Consider the following 16,894-nt stretch of genomic DNA (forward strand, 5'->3'; position numbering starts at 1 on the left):
TTAGATGCTGATAGAGGAGAAAGTGTGCTAGACAAATCTATTAAAAAGTAAGAGAATCCATCGGGAATCTATCAATATATCAATTAGCTGTTATATGAAGAAAATATCAGTAGACACTTAATGGGCTAGATTACGAATTGGAATGTTAGGTTCAAAAGAACCAAATTCATAAGAAATTGAATGAAGTAACCCAGATCGGTGTAATGATAAGAAGGGAGAAAATAAAGTTCTAAATAGATAGGGAATGATCCCGATCTATTTTTCGAAAAAGGTTGACTTTCATCTTGATTAGTAATAAACTTTAGTTAAGCGATTGAGAAAAAGTAAGTTACGAACGTCAAGCAATGAATTGCCAAGAGGCATGAATGATTAAAATCCCTGAATGTTAGAGATATGGAATGCAGCTCATTTTCACATCGAAAATAAAGAAGCCATTCGTTATACTTCGTCGAACATATGGGATTTGATTTTTAATCATATATCTTAAATTTGTAATACTTTAATTAGAGGTAAATAAAAGGTAGGGATAAACAATGAACCATTTAAAAGGAATTCACCATGTAACAGCAATTACGAGTAACGCTGAAAAAAATTATGAGTTTTTCACTTATGTCCTCGGTATGCGGCTAGTGAAAAAAACAGTAAACCAAGATGATATTCAGACCTATCATTTGTTCTTTGCAGATGATAAAGGCAGTGCCGGTACAGACATGACATTCTTTGATTTTCCTGGTATTCCAAAAGGGACCCATGGTAATGATGAGATCTATAAATCTTCTTTCCGTGTTCCTACTGACAAAGCGATTGAATATTGGAAAGAACGCTTTGATCGCCTTGGAGTAAGTCATTCTGGAATTCAAGAGCTGTTTGGGAAGAAAACATTGTCTTTTGTCGACTTTGATGATCAGCAGTATCAGTTGATCTCAGATGAGTTGAACAAAGGGGTACCATCCGGAACGCCTTGGCAAAAAGGTCCGATCCCATTAGAATATGCGATTACAGGACTAGGTCCTATCTTTGTACGATTCTCCCAGTTTGATTATTTCAAAGAATTGATGGAGAGAGTGCTTTTGTTCAAAGAAATTGCACAGGAAGGAAATCTTCATTTATTTGAAGGAGGAGAGGGAGGAAACGGAGCGCAAGTAGTCGTTGAAGACAACACAGAACTCCCGCCAGCCCGTCAAGGTTACGGTACAGTTCACCATGCTGCATTCCGGGTTGAGAACCGGGCTGTACTTGATGAATGGACTTCTCGTATGGAAAGCTTCGGCTTTACTACTTCAGGTTATGTAGACCGTTACTTCTTTGAATCCTTGTATGCAAGAGTAACACCGCAGATTTTGTTTGAATTTGCAACCGATGGTCCTGGTTTTATGGGGGATGAGCCTTATGAAACGCTGGGAGAAAAATTGTCTCTGCCGCCATTCTTAGAACCGCGCCGTGAACAGATTGAGCGGGATGTTCGCCCGATCGACACCATGCGCAGTGATAAAGTTTTCAATAAGGAGTAACCTGCAAAGTTCTATCGCTGAAGAATCGATATAACTTTGCAGGTACCTGCATTATTTCGGTCGATCTAGAAACGAGCCGATGAAATAATACTGGTATCCTTTGAAAAATATAAATATATTACATTCAATTAATAGGAGGAAATTTATTATGAATTTTTTTGAAGCAGTAGAAACACGCCGTTCTGTATATGCACTTAACAAAGAAGTAAAGGTGTCTGACGATCGTATTAAAGAAATCGTTGAGCATGCAGTAAAACACGTACCGTCCTCATTTAACTCCCAATCTTCTCGTGTCGTTGTTCTCTTCAAAGGCGAGCACGAAAAATTGTGGGACATGACAACAGAAGTACTGAAAGCAGTTATGGGCGATGCAGACTTCTCTGGAACTAAGCAAAAAATGGATATGTTTAAAGGCGCTTACGGTACCGTGTTGTTCTTCGAAGATCAAACGGTTATAGCTGGCTTGCAAGAAGCATTCCCTGCTTATGCAGAAAACTTCCCAATCTGGTCTGAACAAACTTCTGGTATGCACCAATTCGCCGTATGGACTGCTCTTGCTACAGAAGGGGTCGGCGCTTCCTTACAGCATTATAACCCATTGGTTGACGAAAGAATTGCAAATGAGTGGAACGTTCCTGAATCATGGAAACTTCGTGCTCAAATGCCGTTCGGTGGTATTGCACAACCAGCTGGCGACAAAGAATTCAAACCGCTGGATGAGCGCATTAAATTCTTCGGTTAAGTTTCTATCTAGTTCTGAGCCATTCCTTTATCTTCGGATGAAGGGATGGCTTTTTTAGTTGTAAACATTTCTACTACAGGTACTGTTCGTCCAATATTCTGCATACATAACCTTATATCTCAAAATGCAAAAAAGAGGAGAGTGGGAATGTGGAGTGGAGTATGATCTGGGAGCTCATTGATCCGCGTCTAGTTGGGGTCGTAGCCGCTTGCTGGGTCGTAGGATTTATTCTTAAATCTACGCCGGCTATACCGGATTGGACCATTGTATATGTCGTTGTTATTGTTGCTGTACTACTTGCGGTCTGGATGCTGGGTTGGTCTCCCGATTCAGTCGTGCAGGGGATTTTGGCCGGTTCTTTCTCCGTATATGGACATCAGGTGGTTAAACAGACGCGCAGTATTGGAAGAGAGAACTAGGGGAATGGGCCGATAATCAAGTAAAGGAATATAATAAAAACCGTAACCCAGTGCATAAGGGTTACGGTTTTTTATTGAACTGCTTTTTATAATAAGGAAAGATTTATTTCAGATCTTCAATGGAATCGATATCCATGTAAGCTGGAACAGTAAGTCCTGTTTTTGCACCTTCCATATTCACACCAACATCTTCGACTTTGTCAATATAACGGTCGTAGTATGCTGCGGAAGTTACAGGCATCCATGCTGCCAGGGTAGCATCCACATCTCCATCTGCGACACCAGTCCACATAGGACCCATCTCTACTTGAAGTGAAGTTACATTGTAACCAAGCTCATTTTCGAGGACATATTCCACAAGATTTGTACTTGCGATTTCAGAGTCCCAAGCAACATAGCTAAGTTTCAATGTCTCCCCATTCGAAGACCGCAGACCTTTTGTCCACTCATCGACTTTGTCTTGATGAGCTTCAGCCCATTCTTTTGCTGCCTGCTGTGGATCGGAGCCGTCCTGAATGGCAATCATCATTTCAGCCATCTCTTCAGCCGTCCAGTTAAAGCGATCCAAGAATTCATAGGCTGTTGGATGATCTTCTTTGAGTCCTTTACGGACAATCGTACGAATTTCTTCCGCATCACCATAAGATTTTAGCGGATCTTCAAGGAACTTCAGATCATATTTGTTGAACATCCAGTGCGGAGTCCATCCCGTGATAATAATAGGGTCTTCATTCTTCATTGCTTTCTCCAGCATCGCTGTCATCGCAGAACTGGAACCTTCCACAAGCGTCCAATCTGTCAGATCGTAATCTTCCAGTGCTTGTGTCGTAGAAGTCATAATACCGGCACCAGGGTCGATACCAATAATCTGATAATTCACTTCTGCGCCAGTTGCGTTCTGATTTGCACTATCAGCAGTATCATTACCTACAAAATACTGGGAAAAACCAGCGATCAGTACAATGGCTGTAGCAGCAGATATCATCCAGATCCGTTGTTTCTGTGTAAAGCGACTGCTTTTCTTCTTCCCTGGCTTACCTACCAGATTTTGCGAGAAACGGTCAAGCACGATCGCGAGTACAACAACGACGAGTCCTGCTTCGAATCCTTTACCAATCTGAAGTTGTCCAACTGCACGGTATACTTCAGCACCAATTCCTTGTGCCCCAATCATTGATGCGATTACGACCATGGATAGTGACAACATGATGGTTTGGTTAACACCACTCATTAGTGTTGGCATCGCTAGCGGAAGCTGTACTTTAAATAGCTTTTGAGTTGAAGTTGAACCAAAAGCATCAGCCGCTTCCACAAGTTCCGTAGACACTTGGCGGATACCAAGATGCGTCATACGAATTGTTGGCGGAATGGAGAAAATAACAGATGCAATAACACCCGGTACAACGCCCAGACTAAAGAAAGTAACGGCTGGAAGCAGGTACACGAACGCAGGCATCGTCTGCATGAGATCGAGAACCGGAGTAACGACTCTTTCCACGCCGCGGCTATAAGCCGACAGAATACCAAGAGGTACACCAATCACGACGGATACAATTCCTGACGTTACGACGAGTCCCAGTGTATCCATGGATTGTGTCCAGTAACCTAGGTTATAGATGAGCAGGAAGCCAATTACCGTGAATGCGGTAAGCTTCCATTTTCCAAGTAAATAAGCAAGAACCCCAAAAATAATAATGAAAAGAAATGGGTGGGGTAATAAAAACAGGCCTGAGAAAAATCCGACGACACTTTCGATAATAGTCGAAATGACGCCGAAGAATCCGGAGAGTGTGTCATTTAGCCAATTAACGGCGACATCTGTCCACTCAGCTATGGGTAACTTCGGCATTAGATGGTTCCTCCTTCGTTGTAACTTCGCCGCCAAGGGCTCCAAGCAGTGCGCCTCTTACGATAACGCCTACGATTCTTCCATTGTCACCTACTACGGCTACAGGAACTTTGGCAGAGCTTGTAATTTCAAATAGATCATTCATCATCGTTTCAGGCGGTACTTGAGGTCCGTCTGTAATGAGAATATCTTGTAATGTTTTACCGTCTTTAAAGGCTTGAACGGCATCTTCCGCTGTAATAACACCGAGTAGTTTTTTAGTACGGTCGATGACAAACAGATTAGATATACCGCGTTCACGCATCAGCTCAAGGGCAACCCGTGGGCCGCGGTCAAGTGTAATGGTCTCTGGTCGGAGCATGACGTGAGAAGCAGTGAGTACTTTAGATAAGTCCACATCCTCGACGAAACGAGCGACAAATGAGTTAGCAGGCTGAATCATAATTTCTTCCGGTGTGCCAATTTGTTCAACAGAACCGTCTTTCATCAGCGCAATTCGGTCTCCAATACGAAGAGCCTCGTCCAGATCATGCGTAATAAAGATAATTGTTTTTTGCATGCGATCTTGCAGCTCTAAGAGCTCATCTTGCATGTCACGGCGAATCAGTGGATCAAGTGCGCTGAAAGCTTCGTCCATAAGCAGTACTTCTGGATCGTTAGCAAGGGCACGTGCAAGACCGACACGCTGTTGCATCCCGCCGCTTAGCTCGCTTGGAAGTTTATCTTCCCAACCTTTAAGTCCTACCAGCTCAAGAGCTTCTTTTGCTTTTTCTCTGCGTATTGCTTTATCTACTTTTTGAATCTCCAAACCATATTCAACGTTATCGAGTACAGTACGGTGAGGTAGAAGAGCAAAACTTTGGAATACCATGCTGATGGTTTCGCGGCGAACTTTACGCAGTTGCTCTTTGTTCATTTTACGAAGATCTTTCCCGTGAACGAGAATTTCACCTGAAGTAGGTTCGATCAAACGGTTAAGCATTCGTACAAGTGTGGATTTACCACTACCAGAGAGCCCCATGATAACGAAGATTTCTCCCTGTTTAATGTCCATATTGACTTGATTTACGCCGACCGTAATATTTTTCTCTTTAGCCAAGCGCTTTTTATCCCAACCTTGTTCAAGAAGCTTAACTCCCTCTTGAGCATTAGGACCAAACAGCTTACTTACATTTTTCACTTCTAGTATGGTCATGCTTATCTTTACACCCCTTTTTCTATAACGATATAAGCTTTATTTCACTTAATTTAAACATTTGCCTTTGCCATTGTAACAAAATGGCTCTATACTTTCAATTGTACATTCCGTATGTTTAGTTTGTACAGTAAAAACTGTACGAATTGAATATTAGGAAAATACGCAGATTTTCTTGTCTATTCTTCACTTATTGAGGAATAGCTACGTAGGATACAACTTTACTTTTCATATTGCTTTTCTTAAAATAGATCATGACAATTAACACCAATTGTGATTAAAGTCATCGATTTATCAATTTGATTTATAGATTGTCCTTAATGTAATTCTTTTATGATTTGGTTATTTGAACCTAATACCGTGAATATTTCAGTATTTATGTGAACAGTAAGCGTTTTTATACATGTAGGATTAAGGGTAGAATGGGAGGTTACAAGCATGAGCTTGGACCAATTAAATGAAGAACAACAATTAAAAATAATGAATATTCGTAAGCGTGTAATTCAAACCGTGGGTAAAAATATGGAATTGTACGGACTCACTTCTTCTGCGGGCCATTTATATGGACTTCTCTTTTTTGCGAATCATCCTATGACGCTTGATGAGATGGGAAAAGAAATGGAAATGAGTAAGACAAGTATGAGCACGAGTGTACGTAATCTTCTTGATCTTCAAATGGTGAATAAGGTGTGGAGTAAAGGCTCTCGTAAGGATCAGTATGAAGTGGAGTATGACTGGCATCAGACCTTTATGGATTACTTCACCATTAAATGGAGACAAGCGGCAGAAAGTAATCTTCTTTCATTTAAAAAAGCAATAGAAGAACTAAATAGACTTTTAAAAGAACATATTGAAGATGAAAAACTTTACGAGTTCCTTTCTAGAGATAAGAAAAAGATGGAGGAAGCCGTAGCTTACTACAAGTGGCTGAACCGTTTAATTGATGCCATGGAATCAGAAGAAATTTTTCAGCTTGTTCCTAAAGAAGAATTGGATAATTGAATCAATTTCTTGATAAGTCTCACTTCTACCGCAGAAGGTTGAGGCTTTTTTTATGCGTTTTAATCCATTTTGACTATTCATTTATCCAGCTTGTCAGGCCAGTCTGCATAAATCGAACAAGTCCCTCATAAACATGTATCAATCAGTCGAAAACAGTGTTAAAGGGGATGATGTCATGCGCCGGATATCATGGATAATTGCCATGGTACTGTGCTTTTCAGGTCTGCTTACGGCTTGTGGACCAAAGGATGCAGAGTCAGTAGTAAAAGATTTGAACGAGGTCGTAGGAGAGCTAGAAAGTTACAAAGGTTCGGGTGTAATGACACTTTATTCTGGAGAGACACCACAGGAGTACAAAGTAGAAGTATCGCATCAAAAACCTTCTTATTATCGGATTGCTTTAACGAACGCGAAGAAAAACATCACACAAATTGTACTTCGTAATGATGATGGCGTATTTGTTCTAACACCGAGCCTGAACAAAAGTTTCCGGTTCCAAAGCAACTGGCCGGACGATCAAGGCCAAGTCTATTTATATGAAACCCTTGTCCGCAGTATTATTGGCGATAACGCTCGTCAATTTGCAGATGAAGATGACAGTTATGTGTTTGACGTAGCTGCGAATTATAATACGCATTCGCTTGTTCGTCAGAAAATTTGGCTGGATAAAGACAATTATTCGCCAAAACATGTTGCCGTATCGGATGCCAATGCTAACGTTGTCGTTGATGTAAAATTTGATACATTTGAATTTGGTACCAAGTTTGAAAAAGATTCTTTTGATATGCAGAAGAACATGTCAGCTGGTAATGGAGAGATTCAGGCACCTGAAGCAGGCAGCACCCCTACGATTAATGAAGATGTGAATACACCGGAAGTATCTGCTTCTGAGGAGCAGGATCCTGGAGTGGATGTTTCCGATCAGCCTGAATTAGGGCAGCCAGGCGATGAGGTTGGGGGAGAAGTGAATCCGGATGACAGTGCGACTGCTGAAGAAGGAGCATCAACATCAAGTGATCTTGGAGACTTTGGAGTCATTGAACCTACGTACCTTCCGAACGGGGTAAACATGAAAGGTGAACCGACGATTATGGAAACAGAAGATGATTATGCGGTCATGTTACGGTTTGAAGGAACATATGATTACACCATTATTGAAGCAAGACCACAAGACAGAGCCTCTTCCTATGCTGCAACAACACCTGTAGATCTTGGCTTTACAATTGGTATGATGACCACAGAATTACCTCAGACTTTAACATGGTTTGATGAAGGAATGGAGTACCGTATTACAAGCGATAACTTACCTGTAGCAGAAATGGTACAAATAGCCGCTTCTATGCAGGACCAATCGGGTAAATAATATGTGAGACAGGCGGATACCGAATATTTACGAAGCATTTCTTCGTAAATTACACGGCTGTTCGCCTCTTTTTTTATCCGCAGATTGTAGGCAAAATGGGGTTTGACGTCGAATATAACAATAATTGTAATTCCTATTCCTTACGTGAATCAAATACCTTAGGTATAGGCATTTGACAGTCGACATTCTCTCGCATACCATTAGTTTATTGTTAGGTAGGAATTAAAATCAGGGAAGGTGACTGAGGGTGGAAGGACAGTATCGCCCGACCCAAGCTGAAATTAACTTGGATCATTTAAGACATAATGTGAATGTATTTCGCAAGAGTTTGCCAGAAGATGTGTTGTTCAGTGCTTGTGTTAAGGCGAATGCTTACGGTCATGGTGCTGTAGAGATGTCGAAAGAACTTGAAAAGATAGGAGTAGACTATCTCAATGTTGCTTTTCTTGACGAAGCCCTAGAACTTCGTAAAGCAGGAATAAACACACCGATACTTATACTGGGATATACACCACCGGAAGGGATAGAGACTGCATATCGTCATGATATTACGCTAACGGTATTTAGTGAGGAAGTTATCACTAGTATCGAAAACCTTCATCCTTCCGAAGACATACGCAAGCTGAAAGTGCATCTCAAGATTGACAGCGGTATGGGGCGTCTTGGAGTGATTACGGCAGAAGACGCAATGCAGGTAGCAAGTCGCCTGTCACGTCTTCCTTATGTGGAACTCGAAGGGGCATATACCCATTTTGCCAAAGCGGATGAAGAAAACAAAGACTATACACTGATGCAATATCAACGGTTCATGGATGTGATTAGCGCGCTGCGGGATTCAGGTTACAAGCTCCCGATCATACATACGGGTAACAGTGCTGCTGCTATTGATACTCCGTCTCTTTCGCTGAATATGGTGCGGGTAGGAATTAGCCTGTACGGACTGTATCCATCTGATGAAGTGGATAAGCAGAGCGTGCATTTACTCCCAGTGCTGACACTAAAAACAAAGATTGTTTATGTAAAAAATGTTCCCGAACATTGGGGCATTAGTTACGGAACCAAGTATTATTCTTCAAAAGAAGAAAGGATTGGAACCCTTCCGATCGGTTATGCAGATGGTTACTCCCGTATGCTAACCGGTAAAACAGAAGTTTTAATACGCGGCCACCGCGTCCCGGTCGTTGGTACCATTTGTATGGATCAGTGTATGGTGTCTTTACAAACGTTAACGGATAAAGAAGATATTAAAGCTGGTGAAGAGGTTGTTCTCATCGGTCAGCAAATGGGCAGTACAATTACTGTCGATGAGCTGGCATCGAAGATTGATACGATTAACTATGAAGTTCTGTGCATGATTGCGAATCGTGTCCCGCGTGTTTATATCCGGGATGGAAAAGTCATCGCTCACGTTAACGCACTGTTATCCTAAGTTTCGTGAAATTTCTGTGAGGAAAGAGGATTTCGTCTAAAACCCGCGAATTGTGTAGATATCTTAAAAATGGATGATGTACGTATCAGTTCATTCCGTTTATAATGAGTAATGCATACTTGATATACGCGGGGCATATATATCCTCTTGTATAAATTTCCTGAAATAACGTTATACTGGTTTACAGTGGCGTAGGTTTTGTGTGGGGGTGGAAGAGACTTGACCAATGTACAGAACACCAAACGGATTATGATCAGTTTACCCGATCATCTTTTGCAGGAAGTTGATGGTATCGTAGCAATGGAAAATTCGAACCGCAGTGAATTTATTAGGCAGGCTATGAAGCTGTATCTGATGGAGCGCAAGAAGCGTTACATCAGAGAAACCATGCAGCGCGGCTACATGGAAATGGCCAAAATTAATTTGACCATGGCTTCCGAAGCCTTTCACGCGGAGGATGATGCAGACAGCATTCTGGGCCGCTTAGTGAGCGGGGTGTAAACATTGATCGTAAAACGCGGAGACGTATTTTTTGCGGATCTTTCACCCGTTGTTGGTTCCGAGCAAGGGGGAGTCAGACCGGTGCTTGTGATCCAGAATGATATCGGCAATCGGTTTAGCCCAACCTGCATCGTAGCTGCCATTACGGCACAGATTCAGAAGGCGAAATTGCCGACCCACGTAGAAATTGATGCCGAAGCGCATGGTTTTGACCGGGATTCTGTCGTTCTGCTTGAGCAGATTCGGACCATTGATAAGCAGCGTCTTACAGATAAGATTACGCATCTGGATGATGAGACGATGAAGCTTGTCAATGAATCGTTACAGATCAGCCTAGGTTTAATTGATTTCTAGGTGAGCATAAAGAGCGAACAGTATTGCAGTACTGTTCGCTCTTTTTGTTATGTTTTGACTTTTCTTCCATGTAAAATAAGCGTTTTAGTATTTATTTTAGATTAAGGCGATATCAGAAGACGAAGATAGTACATTGCATTTAAAATCAACCGATTCTATACTGAGAAGAGGGTTAACAATTTTTGCATTTTATTTTTGAAAGCGCTATTAAATAGACATGGGAGTGGATAACAACATGGCGATTTTTTATAACGAAGAGAAACGGCTTTTTCACCTGCAAACCAAGAGTGCTAGTTATGTGTTTCGTGCGCTACCTACAGGTCATTTGACTCAAATATATTATGGTAAAAGATTACGCGATAACGATTTCGCTTGGATTCATGTACGTGAGGAGCGTTGTTCGTTCAGCCCGAATCCAGTACCAGAAGACCGGACCATCTCCTTTGATACCTTGCCTCAGGAATATCCGGTATATGGTACGAGCGATTTTCGTCATCCGGCTTTCCAGCTTCGTCAGCCGAATGGATCAACGGTAACTGAATTTTTGTACAAAAATCACCGAATTGTAAGCGGTAAACCTGCATTATCGGGACTGCCAGCAACTTATACAGAGCAGGATGCCGAAGCAGATACCTTGATTGTAGTACTTGAAGATTCTGTAGCAGGAATCCAATTAGAACTGACTTATACCGCATTTCATGAGTACGATGCTATCACACGTTCCGCGCGAATTATAAACACTGGAGATGCTAGAAACGAAATTGTACGCGCTTTAAGTGCAAGTATTGATTTCCCGCATGCGAACTACGAGTGGCTTCAGCTTTCAGGAGCTTGGATTAGAGAACGGAATATTGTCCGCAAACCGCTTACCTTTGGTAATCAAAGTATAGAAAGCCGCAGAGGTTCCAGCAGTCATCAGCAGAATCCATTTGCAGCTCTTTTAAGTCCGAATGCAACAGAAGATACAGGTGAAGTTTATGGATTTAGCCTTGTATACAGCGGTAACTTCATAGCACAAGCGGAAGTGGACCAGTTCCAAACAACACGCTTGTCCTTGGGCATTAATCCATTTGAATTCGGCTGGGTTCTTGAGCCAGGCGAAGCTTTCCAGACACCAGAAGTTGTTATGGTTTACTCTGATGAGGGTCTTGGCAAAATGTCTCATACGTATCACAAATTATACAGGGAGCGTCTAGCAAGAGGACAGCATCGCGATCAGGAACGCCCGATTCTCGTTAATAACTGGGAAGCGACTTATTTTAACTTTACAGCGGACAAGATTGAGAACATTGCTCGCGCTGGGCAAGAACTTGGTATTGAATTGTTCGTTCTTGATGATGGTTGGTTTGGACATCGGGATAGTGACAATTCTTCATTAGGCGATTGGTTTGTTGATAAAAACAAGCTGCCTGAAGGTTTGGACGACCTGGTGGGGCGTGTAACAGAGACGGGTATGCAGTTTGGCTTGTGGTTTGAACCAGAGATGGTATCACCAGATAGTGAGCTTTATCGAAATCATCCAGATTGGTGCTTGCATATCCCACATCGCCGCCGTACAGAAGGCAGACAGCAGCTCGTTCTTGATATGTCCCGTAAAGACGTGCAAGACGAAATCGTTCGTATGATATCGGATATTTTGGCAAGTGCTCCGATCACGTACGTGAAATGGGATATGAATCGAAATATGACAGAAGTCGGTTCCGCTCTATTGCCGCCAGAGAAACAGAAAGAAACAGCTCACCGCTATATGCTCGGTTTGTACGATGTGATGGAGCGGATTACTTCGAAGTTCCCGCACATTTTGTTTGAAAGCTGTTCTGGTGGCGGAGGCAGATTTGACCCAGGAATGCTGTACTACATGCCGCAAACATGGACAAGTGATAATACCGATGCCGTATCACGTATGAAGATTCAATACGGTACAAGTCTTGTATATCCGATTAGCTCCATGGGTTCTCATATTTCAGCTGTTCCAAATCATCAGGTTGGCCGGAATACCTCTCTTGAAACCCGTGGTCATGTGGCGATGTCCGGTAATTTTGGATACGAACTGGATCTCACTTTATTTGATGAGAATGATAAAAAAACGGTGCAGGAACAGGTTGCCTTGTACAAAGAGATTCGTAAGACCGTACAATTCGGCGTGTTTCATCGTTTGTTGAACCCGTTTGAAGGAAACGAAGCGGCATGGATGTTTGTCTCACCGGATGGTGAAGATGTGGTTGTATTCTACTTCCGTGTACTGTCCGAACCCAATGCTCCACTGCAGCGTCTGAAGCTGAAAGGACTTGAGCCTGAACGTGATTATGCAGCCGTAGATGGAGAAGGTGTATACAGCGGGGATGCCCTGATGTATGCCGGTATTTCCGTAGGAAATAAAGTAGGAGATTATCATAGCGAGATGTACCGTTTCAGACGCGTATAGATCGTTTTTGTAATCGTTTAACAGGAAAGACTGCAAAAGCTGCCTTAAGGTACTGCTGCTGCAGTCTTTTTTTGCCGTAAATACAGTAATATGGCGCGTCAAAAGTGGAAATTGAGCCGAAGTTCTGTGATAATAAGATACATCCCGCCTGAGGTGGTGACATAGAGATCCGGAAATAGTGATGGGACAGACAGATTCGTGTACGGTATACTTTTTCTGGGCAAATTTTAAAATAAACAGAAATCGAAGTGCAGGCTAAATACCAGCAACTTCGAACTAACCTAAAAAATATGTGCTTTTTATTAAAAAAAGAAATTGGACGTCTCATATTCTTTTGCCGGGTGGTGTTTTGTTTTGCATAAAGTCAGACGGTAGCGGAGTAACAAATGAATTCCAAGAAGTGAAGCGTCCGCCTTTGTGATTGGAGTTGTACCACTGAGTATTAGGATAAAAAACTCCAATCACAACAGCGGTCATGGAATCATTTGTGTACGTAGCGGCTATGAATGCGAAATGCTTGACACCTTGCAACGGAATAATGAGCGGGTAATCCATAGAAGAAAGAGGGATTTTTTTGTCAGAGCTATCCGCAGTTGAAGTGAACGATGAGAAACTGAAAAAAGAACAGGAAGAGCGTATTGTTAATCAAGTCGCTAAAGAACTTTCGCTCTCACTTAAGCAGGTAAGAACAACCGTGTCTTTGTTGAACGAAGGGAATACTATTCCTTTTATCGCAAGATACCGTAAAGAAATGACAGGCGAGCTGGACGAGAATGAGCTGCGTCTGATTGAAGAGAGAACGGTCTACCTCCGTAATCTGGAAGATCGTAAAGTGGAAGTCATCCGGATTATTGAAGAGCAGGGCAAACTGACGGAGGAACTAGCTAAATCCATCAAACAAGCGGTCAAACTTCAAGAAGTAGAAGATTTGTATCGTCCTTATCGTCAAAAACGTAAAACCCGTGCGAGTGTAGCGAAAGAAAAAGGGCTTGAGCCACTGTCCGAGTGGATCTGGAACCAACCGAAACAAGGAAATGTCATGGAAGAAGCCGCTCGTTATGTGAACGAAGAGCTCGGAGTAGATAGTGCAGATACTGCCCTGCAAGGAGCCAAGGATATTCTAGCTGAGAATATCGCGGATGATGCATCCATTCGATCATGGGTAAGAAGATATACACTGGATCACGGTATGCTGACTTCGGAAGCGAAGGATATTGATGTGGAATCCGTATATGAGAACTACTATGACTACCGTGAACTCGCTAAAAAAATGCCGCCGCATCGAATTCTTGCAATTAACCGCGGAGAACGTGAAGGCATACTGAAAGTTGGACTCGATGTTAATGCAGAACCGGTCCATAACTATATTGGCCGTCAGATACTGAAACCATCATCGGTCGTTAGTGACATCCTTGAAAATGTAATTATGGATGCTTATAAGCGTCTAATTGCTCCTTCGATTGAAAGAGAAGTTCGTACAGAGCTAACGGAAAAAGGCGAAGCGCAGGCTATCTCCATCTTCTCAGGTAATCTGCGTAGCTTGCTTCTGCAGCCGCCGATTCCGAATAAACGTGTACTTGGCGTCGATCCTGCTTACCGGACGGGCTGTAAACTTGCGGTTGTAGACGAAACAGGAAAACTGCTTGAGGTAGCTGTAACGTATCCAACACCGCCGAATAATAAGAAGCAGGAAGCGTTGGCTAAATTTAAAGAATTGATCAGCAAATATGATATTGAACTGATTGTCATTGGAAACGGGACAGCTTCCCGTGAAACCGAGCAATTTGTAGCGGAAGTCATGCAAGAGATCGGTGATCCAGATCTTGCTTATCTGATCGTGAATGAAGCAGGGGCGAGTGTATACTCCGCTTCTAAGATTGCACAGGAAGAATTCCCTGATCTGGACGTAGCAGAGCGCAGTGCTGCTTCCATTGCTCGCCGGGTTCAAGATCCACTGGCTGAACTTGTGAAGATTGATCCAAAAGCCATTGGTGTGGGTCAATACCAACATGATGTATCTCAAAAACATCTAGAAGAAAGCCTGAAAGCCGTAGTAGAATCTGCCGTTAACCATGTTGGTGTAGATGTGAATACAGCTTCTCCTTCGCTGTTGTCTTATGTAGCGGGAGTAAACTCCACGATTGCTAAAAATATTGTGAAATACCGTGAAGAGCATGGTAAGTTTTCTTCTCGAAAAGAACTGCAAAAAGTTCCGCGTTTAGGCGCCAAGACGTTTGAACAATGTGCTGGATTTATGCGTATTTCGGAAGGGGATAACCCGCTGGATAAGACAGCTATTCACCCGGAATCTTATTCTGTAGTTGACCGAGTCTTTGCAGAACTCAAAGTGGACCTGGATAAACTGGGAACCGAAGAACTGACTCGGATCTTGGAAGAACAAAGCGCACAAGAGCTTGCTGACAGAGTAGAGGTCGGTCTGCCGACACTGCGCGATATTCTTGAGAACTTACAGCGTCCGGGTCGTGACCCGCGTGAAGAGTTGCCGCTTCCTATTTTCCGTACCGATGTACTGAAGATTGAAGATCTGGAACCGGGAATGGAACTGCAAGGAACCGTTCGTAATGTAATTGACTTCGGTGCTTTTGTAGACATTGGCGTGAAAAGTGATGGACTAGTTCATATCTCGCAGCTTAGCAACGGTTTTGTAAAGCATCCAATGGATGTGGTTTCCGTAGGAGATAATGTAACAGTATGGGTGCTTAGCGTAGATTTGAAAAAGGGCCGCGTTGCTCTTACGATGAAGGACCCAAATCAAACGAATCAGTAAAATTTCATAACGACAGCGAAAGCCGATGATGAGGATGCACTATGTCTGATTCACCGGCTGGCAGCTGTTTAAAGATCAGGTTCATTAGCCATACCATGATGAGCGCCTGGTCGATTACGATAGAAGAACCAGCATTCGTTCAGCAGCCGAATTTGTCGGCGATCTTTCTTATGGAAAGCACGCATGAGTTGGTTACTAAGCCATTGGGGCACGGGGAAATCCCTCCTCCATAGGTTCATTTCTGTACGTTAGCATATGGGGTGAGAGCCCGAATTGTGCCAGTTCACATGAAAATAACCGTTCTACAAGGGAATGTAGAACGGTTATTTGTGTCGTTTTTTTATAGTGGATGAGTTAGAGTAAGTTCTTCTTCTTCGTACCATTGTTCTAGCTGTGCCTGAAGGGCACGAATCTCGGTAAGCAGGGCGATCAGTGGATAGTGTTCTTCTTTTACAGCTGCAAAGGCTTTCTCTAGATCGTTAATATAGGCAAGACCTTGTGTAATCACATAGCGTTCTTCCAGCAGATCCAGCTGATCACATTCAGCGATGGCTCTAGGAAGTGTAGGAACAATATCAGCGGTCAGCTTATCGATTTCTTTATTCAGCCTAAGATTCAGTGCGCTGAGCTGATAAGCATAATCGGAGGGCATTTCCACAAATTCTAACTGATCGGCGTGTTGCAGAATAACGTATCGCATTTTAGACATACGTGCATTTCTCCCCTTTAGTTCGGTCAGTGGTTCCTTGACAGTGTATCCCAAGGTATACTTACAATCAAGTAGAAACAATGAAAGAAAGAGAGCTGAGCATATATGAATTCCATGACGAACGAAGAACTGCAGACATGGATTGAGCGCATCTCACTCGAAAGTTTTGGCGTTCCATTTCAGCATGAGGCCACGTTTAACAGCAGGCTAACCACGACTGGCGGCAGATACATGCTCCGCAGTCATCGAATAGAGATTAATCCTCATCAGCTTAAGGTCTACGGCAAAGAAGAAGTCGAGAAGATTATCAAGCATGAACTATGCCATTATCATCTACATATACGAGGGAGGGGCTATCGTCATCGCGACCCTGAATTTAAACAGCTTTTAGCAAAAGTAGGGGGAAGTCGTTTTTGCCAGTCCTTGCCGGACGGAAAAGGCCGAAGAACCCTGCCCTATAAATATAAACTTGTCTGCCAGAAGTGCGGGCAAACGTATCAGCGTAAGCGCAAGGTAGATGTTAGGAAGTATCGGTGCGGCAAATGTGGCGGTAAGCTTGTCATGTCGGAGCTAGTCACTCCCTAAGTTTCATAGATGAAGGAGATTA

At 42.8% G+C, this 16,894-nt stretch carries 15 protein-coding genes; 11 read left to right on the forward strand and 4 right to left on the reverse strand.

Annotated elements, in window-relative coordinates; translation table 11 throughout:
* The first annotated feature begins 533 nt into the window (after positions 1-533).
* The 3 genes from ACWPWY_RS00825 to ACWPWY_RS00835 all read left to right on the forward strand — a co-directional run bounded on the left by ACWPWY_RS00825 (position 534) and on the right by ACWPWY_RS00835 (position 2,672).
* Positions 534-1,511, forward strand: a complete 978-nt coding sequence (locus ACWPWY_RS00825; RefSeq protein ID WP_454189965.1) for a ring-cleaving dioxygenase — start codon at positions 534-536, stop codon at positions 1,509-1,511.
* A 148-nt stretch (positions 1,512-1,659) separates the two neighbouring features.
* Entirely contained in the window at positions 1,660-2,253 is a 594-nt protein-coding gene (locus ACWPWY_RS00830) for a nitroreductase family protein (RefSeq protein WP_454189966.1), read from the forward strand.
* Positions 2,254-2,402: 149 nt separating this feature from the next.
* Positions 2,403-2,672, forward strand: coding sequence for a phage holin family protein (locus ACWPWY_RS00835; protein WP_454189967.1), 270 nt, complete (start codon positions 2,403-2,405; stop codon positions 2,670-2,672).
* A 103-nt stretch (positions 2,673-2,775) separates the two neighbouring features.
* Here ACWPWY_RS00835 and ACWPWY_RS00840 read toward each other — a convergent pair whose 3' ends face one another.
* Both ACWPWY_RS00840 and ACWPWY_RS00845 read right to left on the reverse strand, forming a co-directional pair.
* Positions 2,776-4,521, reverse strand: coding sequence for a glycine betaine ABC transporter substrate-binding protein (locus ACWPWY_RS00840; RefSeq protein WP_454189968.1), 1,746 nt, complete (start codon positions 4,519-4,521; stop codon positions 2,776-2,778).
* Complete coding sequence (locus ACWPWY_RS00845) at positions 4,499-5,716, reverse strand: quaternary amine ABC transporter ATP-binding protein (RefSeq protein ID WP_454189969.1); 1,218 nt, start codon at positions 5,714-5,716, stop codon at positions 4,499-4,501. Before ACWPWY_RS00845 ends, ACWPWY_RS00840 begins: the two co-directional genes overlap by 23 nt.
* A 438-nt stretch (positions 5,717-6,154) precedes the next feature.
* On the opposite strand from ACWPWY_RS00845, the gene ACWPWY_RS00850 reads away from it, so the two are divergent.
* The 7 genes from ACWPWY_RS00850 (at position 6,155) to ACWPWY_RS00880 (ending at position 15,578) form a co-directional block, all read left to right on the forward strand.
* Positions 6,155-6,718, forward strand: a complete 564-nt coding sequence (locus ACWPWY_RS00850) for a GbsR/MarR family transcriptional regulator (RefSeq protein WP_454189970.1) — start codon at positions 6,155-6,157, stop codon at positions 6,716-6,718.
* 175 nt (positions 6,719-6,893) lie between these two features.
* Positions 6,894-8,081: a LolA family protein gene (locus ACWPWY_RS00855; protein WP_454189971.1), complete on the forward strand. Its 1,188-nt coding sequence runs from the start codon at positions 6,894-6,896 to the stop codon at positions 8,079-8,081.
* Positions 8,082-8,328: 247 nt separating this feature from the next.
* Positions 8,329-9,510 (forward strand): alanine racemase, encoded by a 1,182-nt coding sequence (alr, locus tag ACWPWY_RS00860; RefSeq protein ID WP_454189972.1) that lies wholly within the window; start codon positions 8,329-8,331, stop codon positions 9,508-9,510.
* A 219-nt stretch (positions 9,511-9,729) separates the two neighbouring features.
* Positions 9,730-10,011, forward strand: coding sequence for a CopG family ribbon-helix-helix protein (locus ACWPWY_RS00865; protein ID WP_191797191.1), 282 nt, complete (start codon positions 9,730-9,732; stop codon positions 10,009-10,011).
* Positions 10,012-10,014: 3 nt separating this feature from the next.
* The gene (locus tag ACWPWY_RS00870; protein ID WP_160032284.1) at positions 10,015-10,365 is read left to right on the forward strand and encodes a type II toxin-antitoxin system PemK/MazF family toxin; all 351 of its coding nucleotides are present in this window, start codon (positions 10,015-10,017) and stop codon (positions 10,363-10,365) included.
* A gap of 235 nt (positions 10,366-10,600) precedes the next feature.
* Entirely contained in the window at positions 10,601-12,790 is a 2,190-nt protein-coding gene (locus ACWPWY_RS00875) for an alpha-galactosidase (RefSeq protein ID WP_454189973.1), read from the forward strand.
* Positions 12,791-13,364: 574 nt separating this feature from the next.
* Positions 13,365-15,578, forward strand: a complete 2,214-nt coding sequence (locus ACWPWY_RS00880) for a Tex family protein (protein ID WP_454189974.1) — start codon at positions 13,365-13,367, stop codon at positions 15,576-15,578.
* Between the two features lie 68 nt (positions 15,579-15,646).
* Here ACWPWY_RS00880 and cmpA read toward each other — a convergent pair whose 3' ends face one another.
* Both cmpA and ACWPWY_RS00890 read right to left on the reverse strand, forming a co-directional pair.
* A complete protein-coding gene (cmpA, locus tag ACWPWY_RS00885; protein ID WP_191797197.1) occupies positions 15,647-15,790 on the reverse strand; it encodes a cortex morphogenetic protein CmpA in 144 nt (47 codons plus the stop codon).
* 128 nt (positions 15,791-15,918) lie between these two features.
* Positions 15,919-16,287 carry a hydrolase/acyltransferase gene (locus tag ACWPWY_RS00890; RefSeq protein WP_454189975.1) on the reverse strand — a complete coding sequence of 123 codons (369 nt, stop codon included), beginning with the start codon at positions 16,285-16,287 and terminating at the stop codon, positions 15,919-15,921.
* A gap of 114 nt (positions 16,288-16,401) precedes the next feature.
* Between ACWPWY_RS00890 and ACWPWY_RS00895 the strand changes: the two genes are divergently transcribed.
* Positions 16,402-16,872: a SprT family protein gene (locus ACWPWY_RS00895; RefSeq protein ID WP_454192752.1), complete on the forward strand. Its 471-nt coding sequence runs from the start codon at positions 16,402-16,404 to the stop codon at positions 16,870-16,872.
* Positions 16,873-16,894 lie beyond the last annotated feature (22 nt).

It is taken from the genome of Paenibacillus sp. Marseille-Q7038 (genome assembly GCF_965111595.1).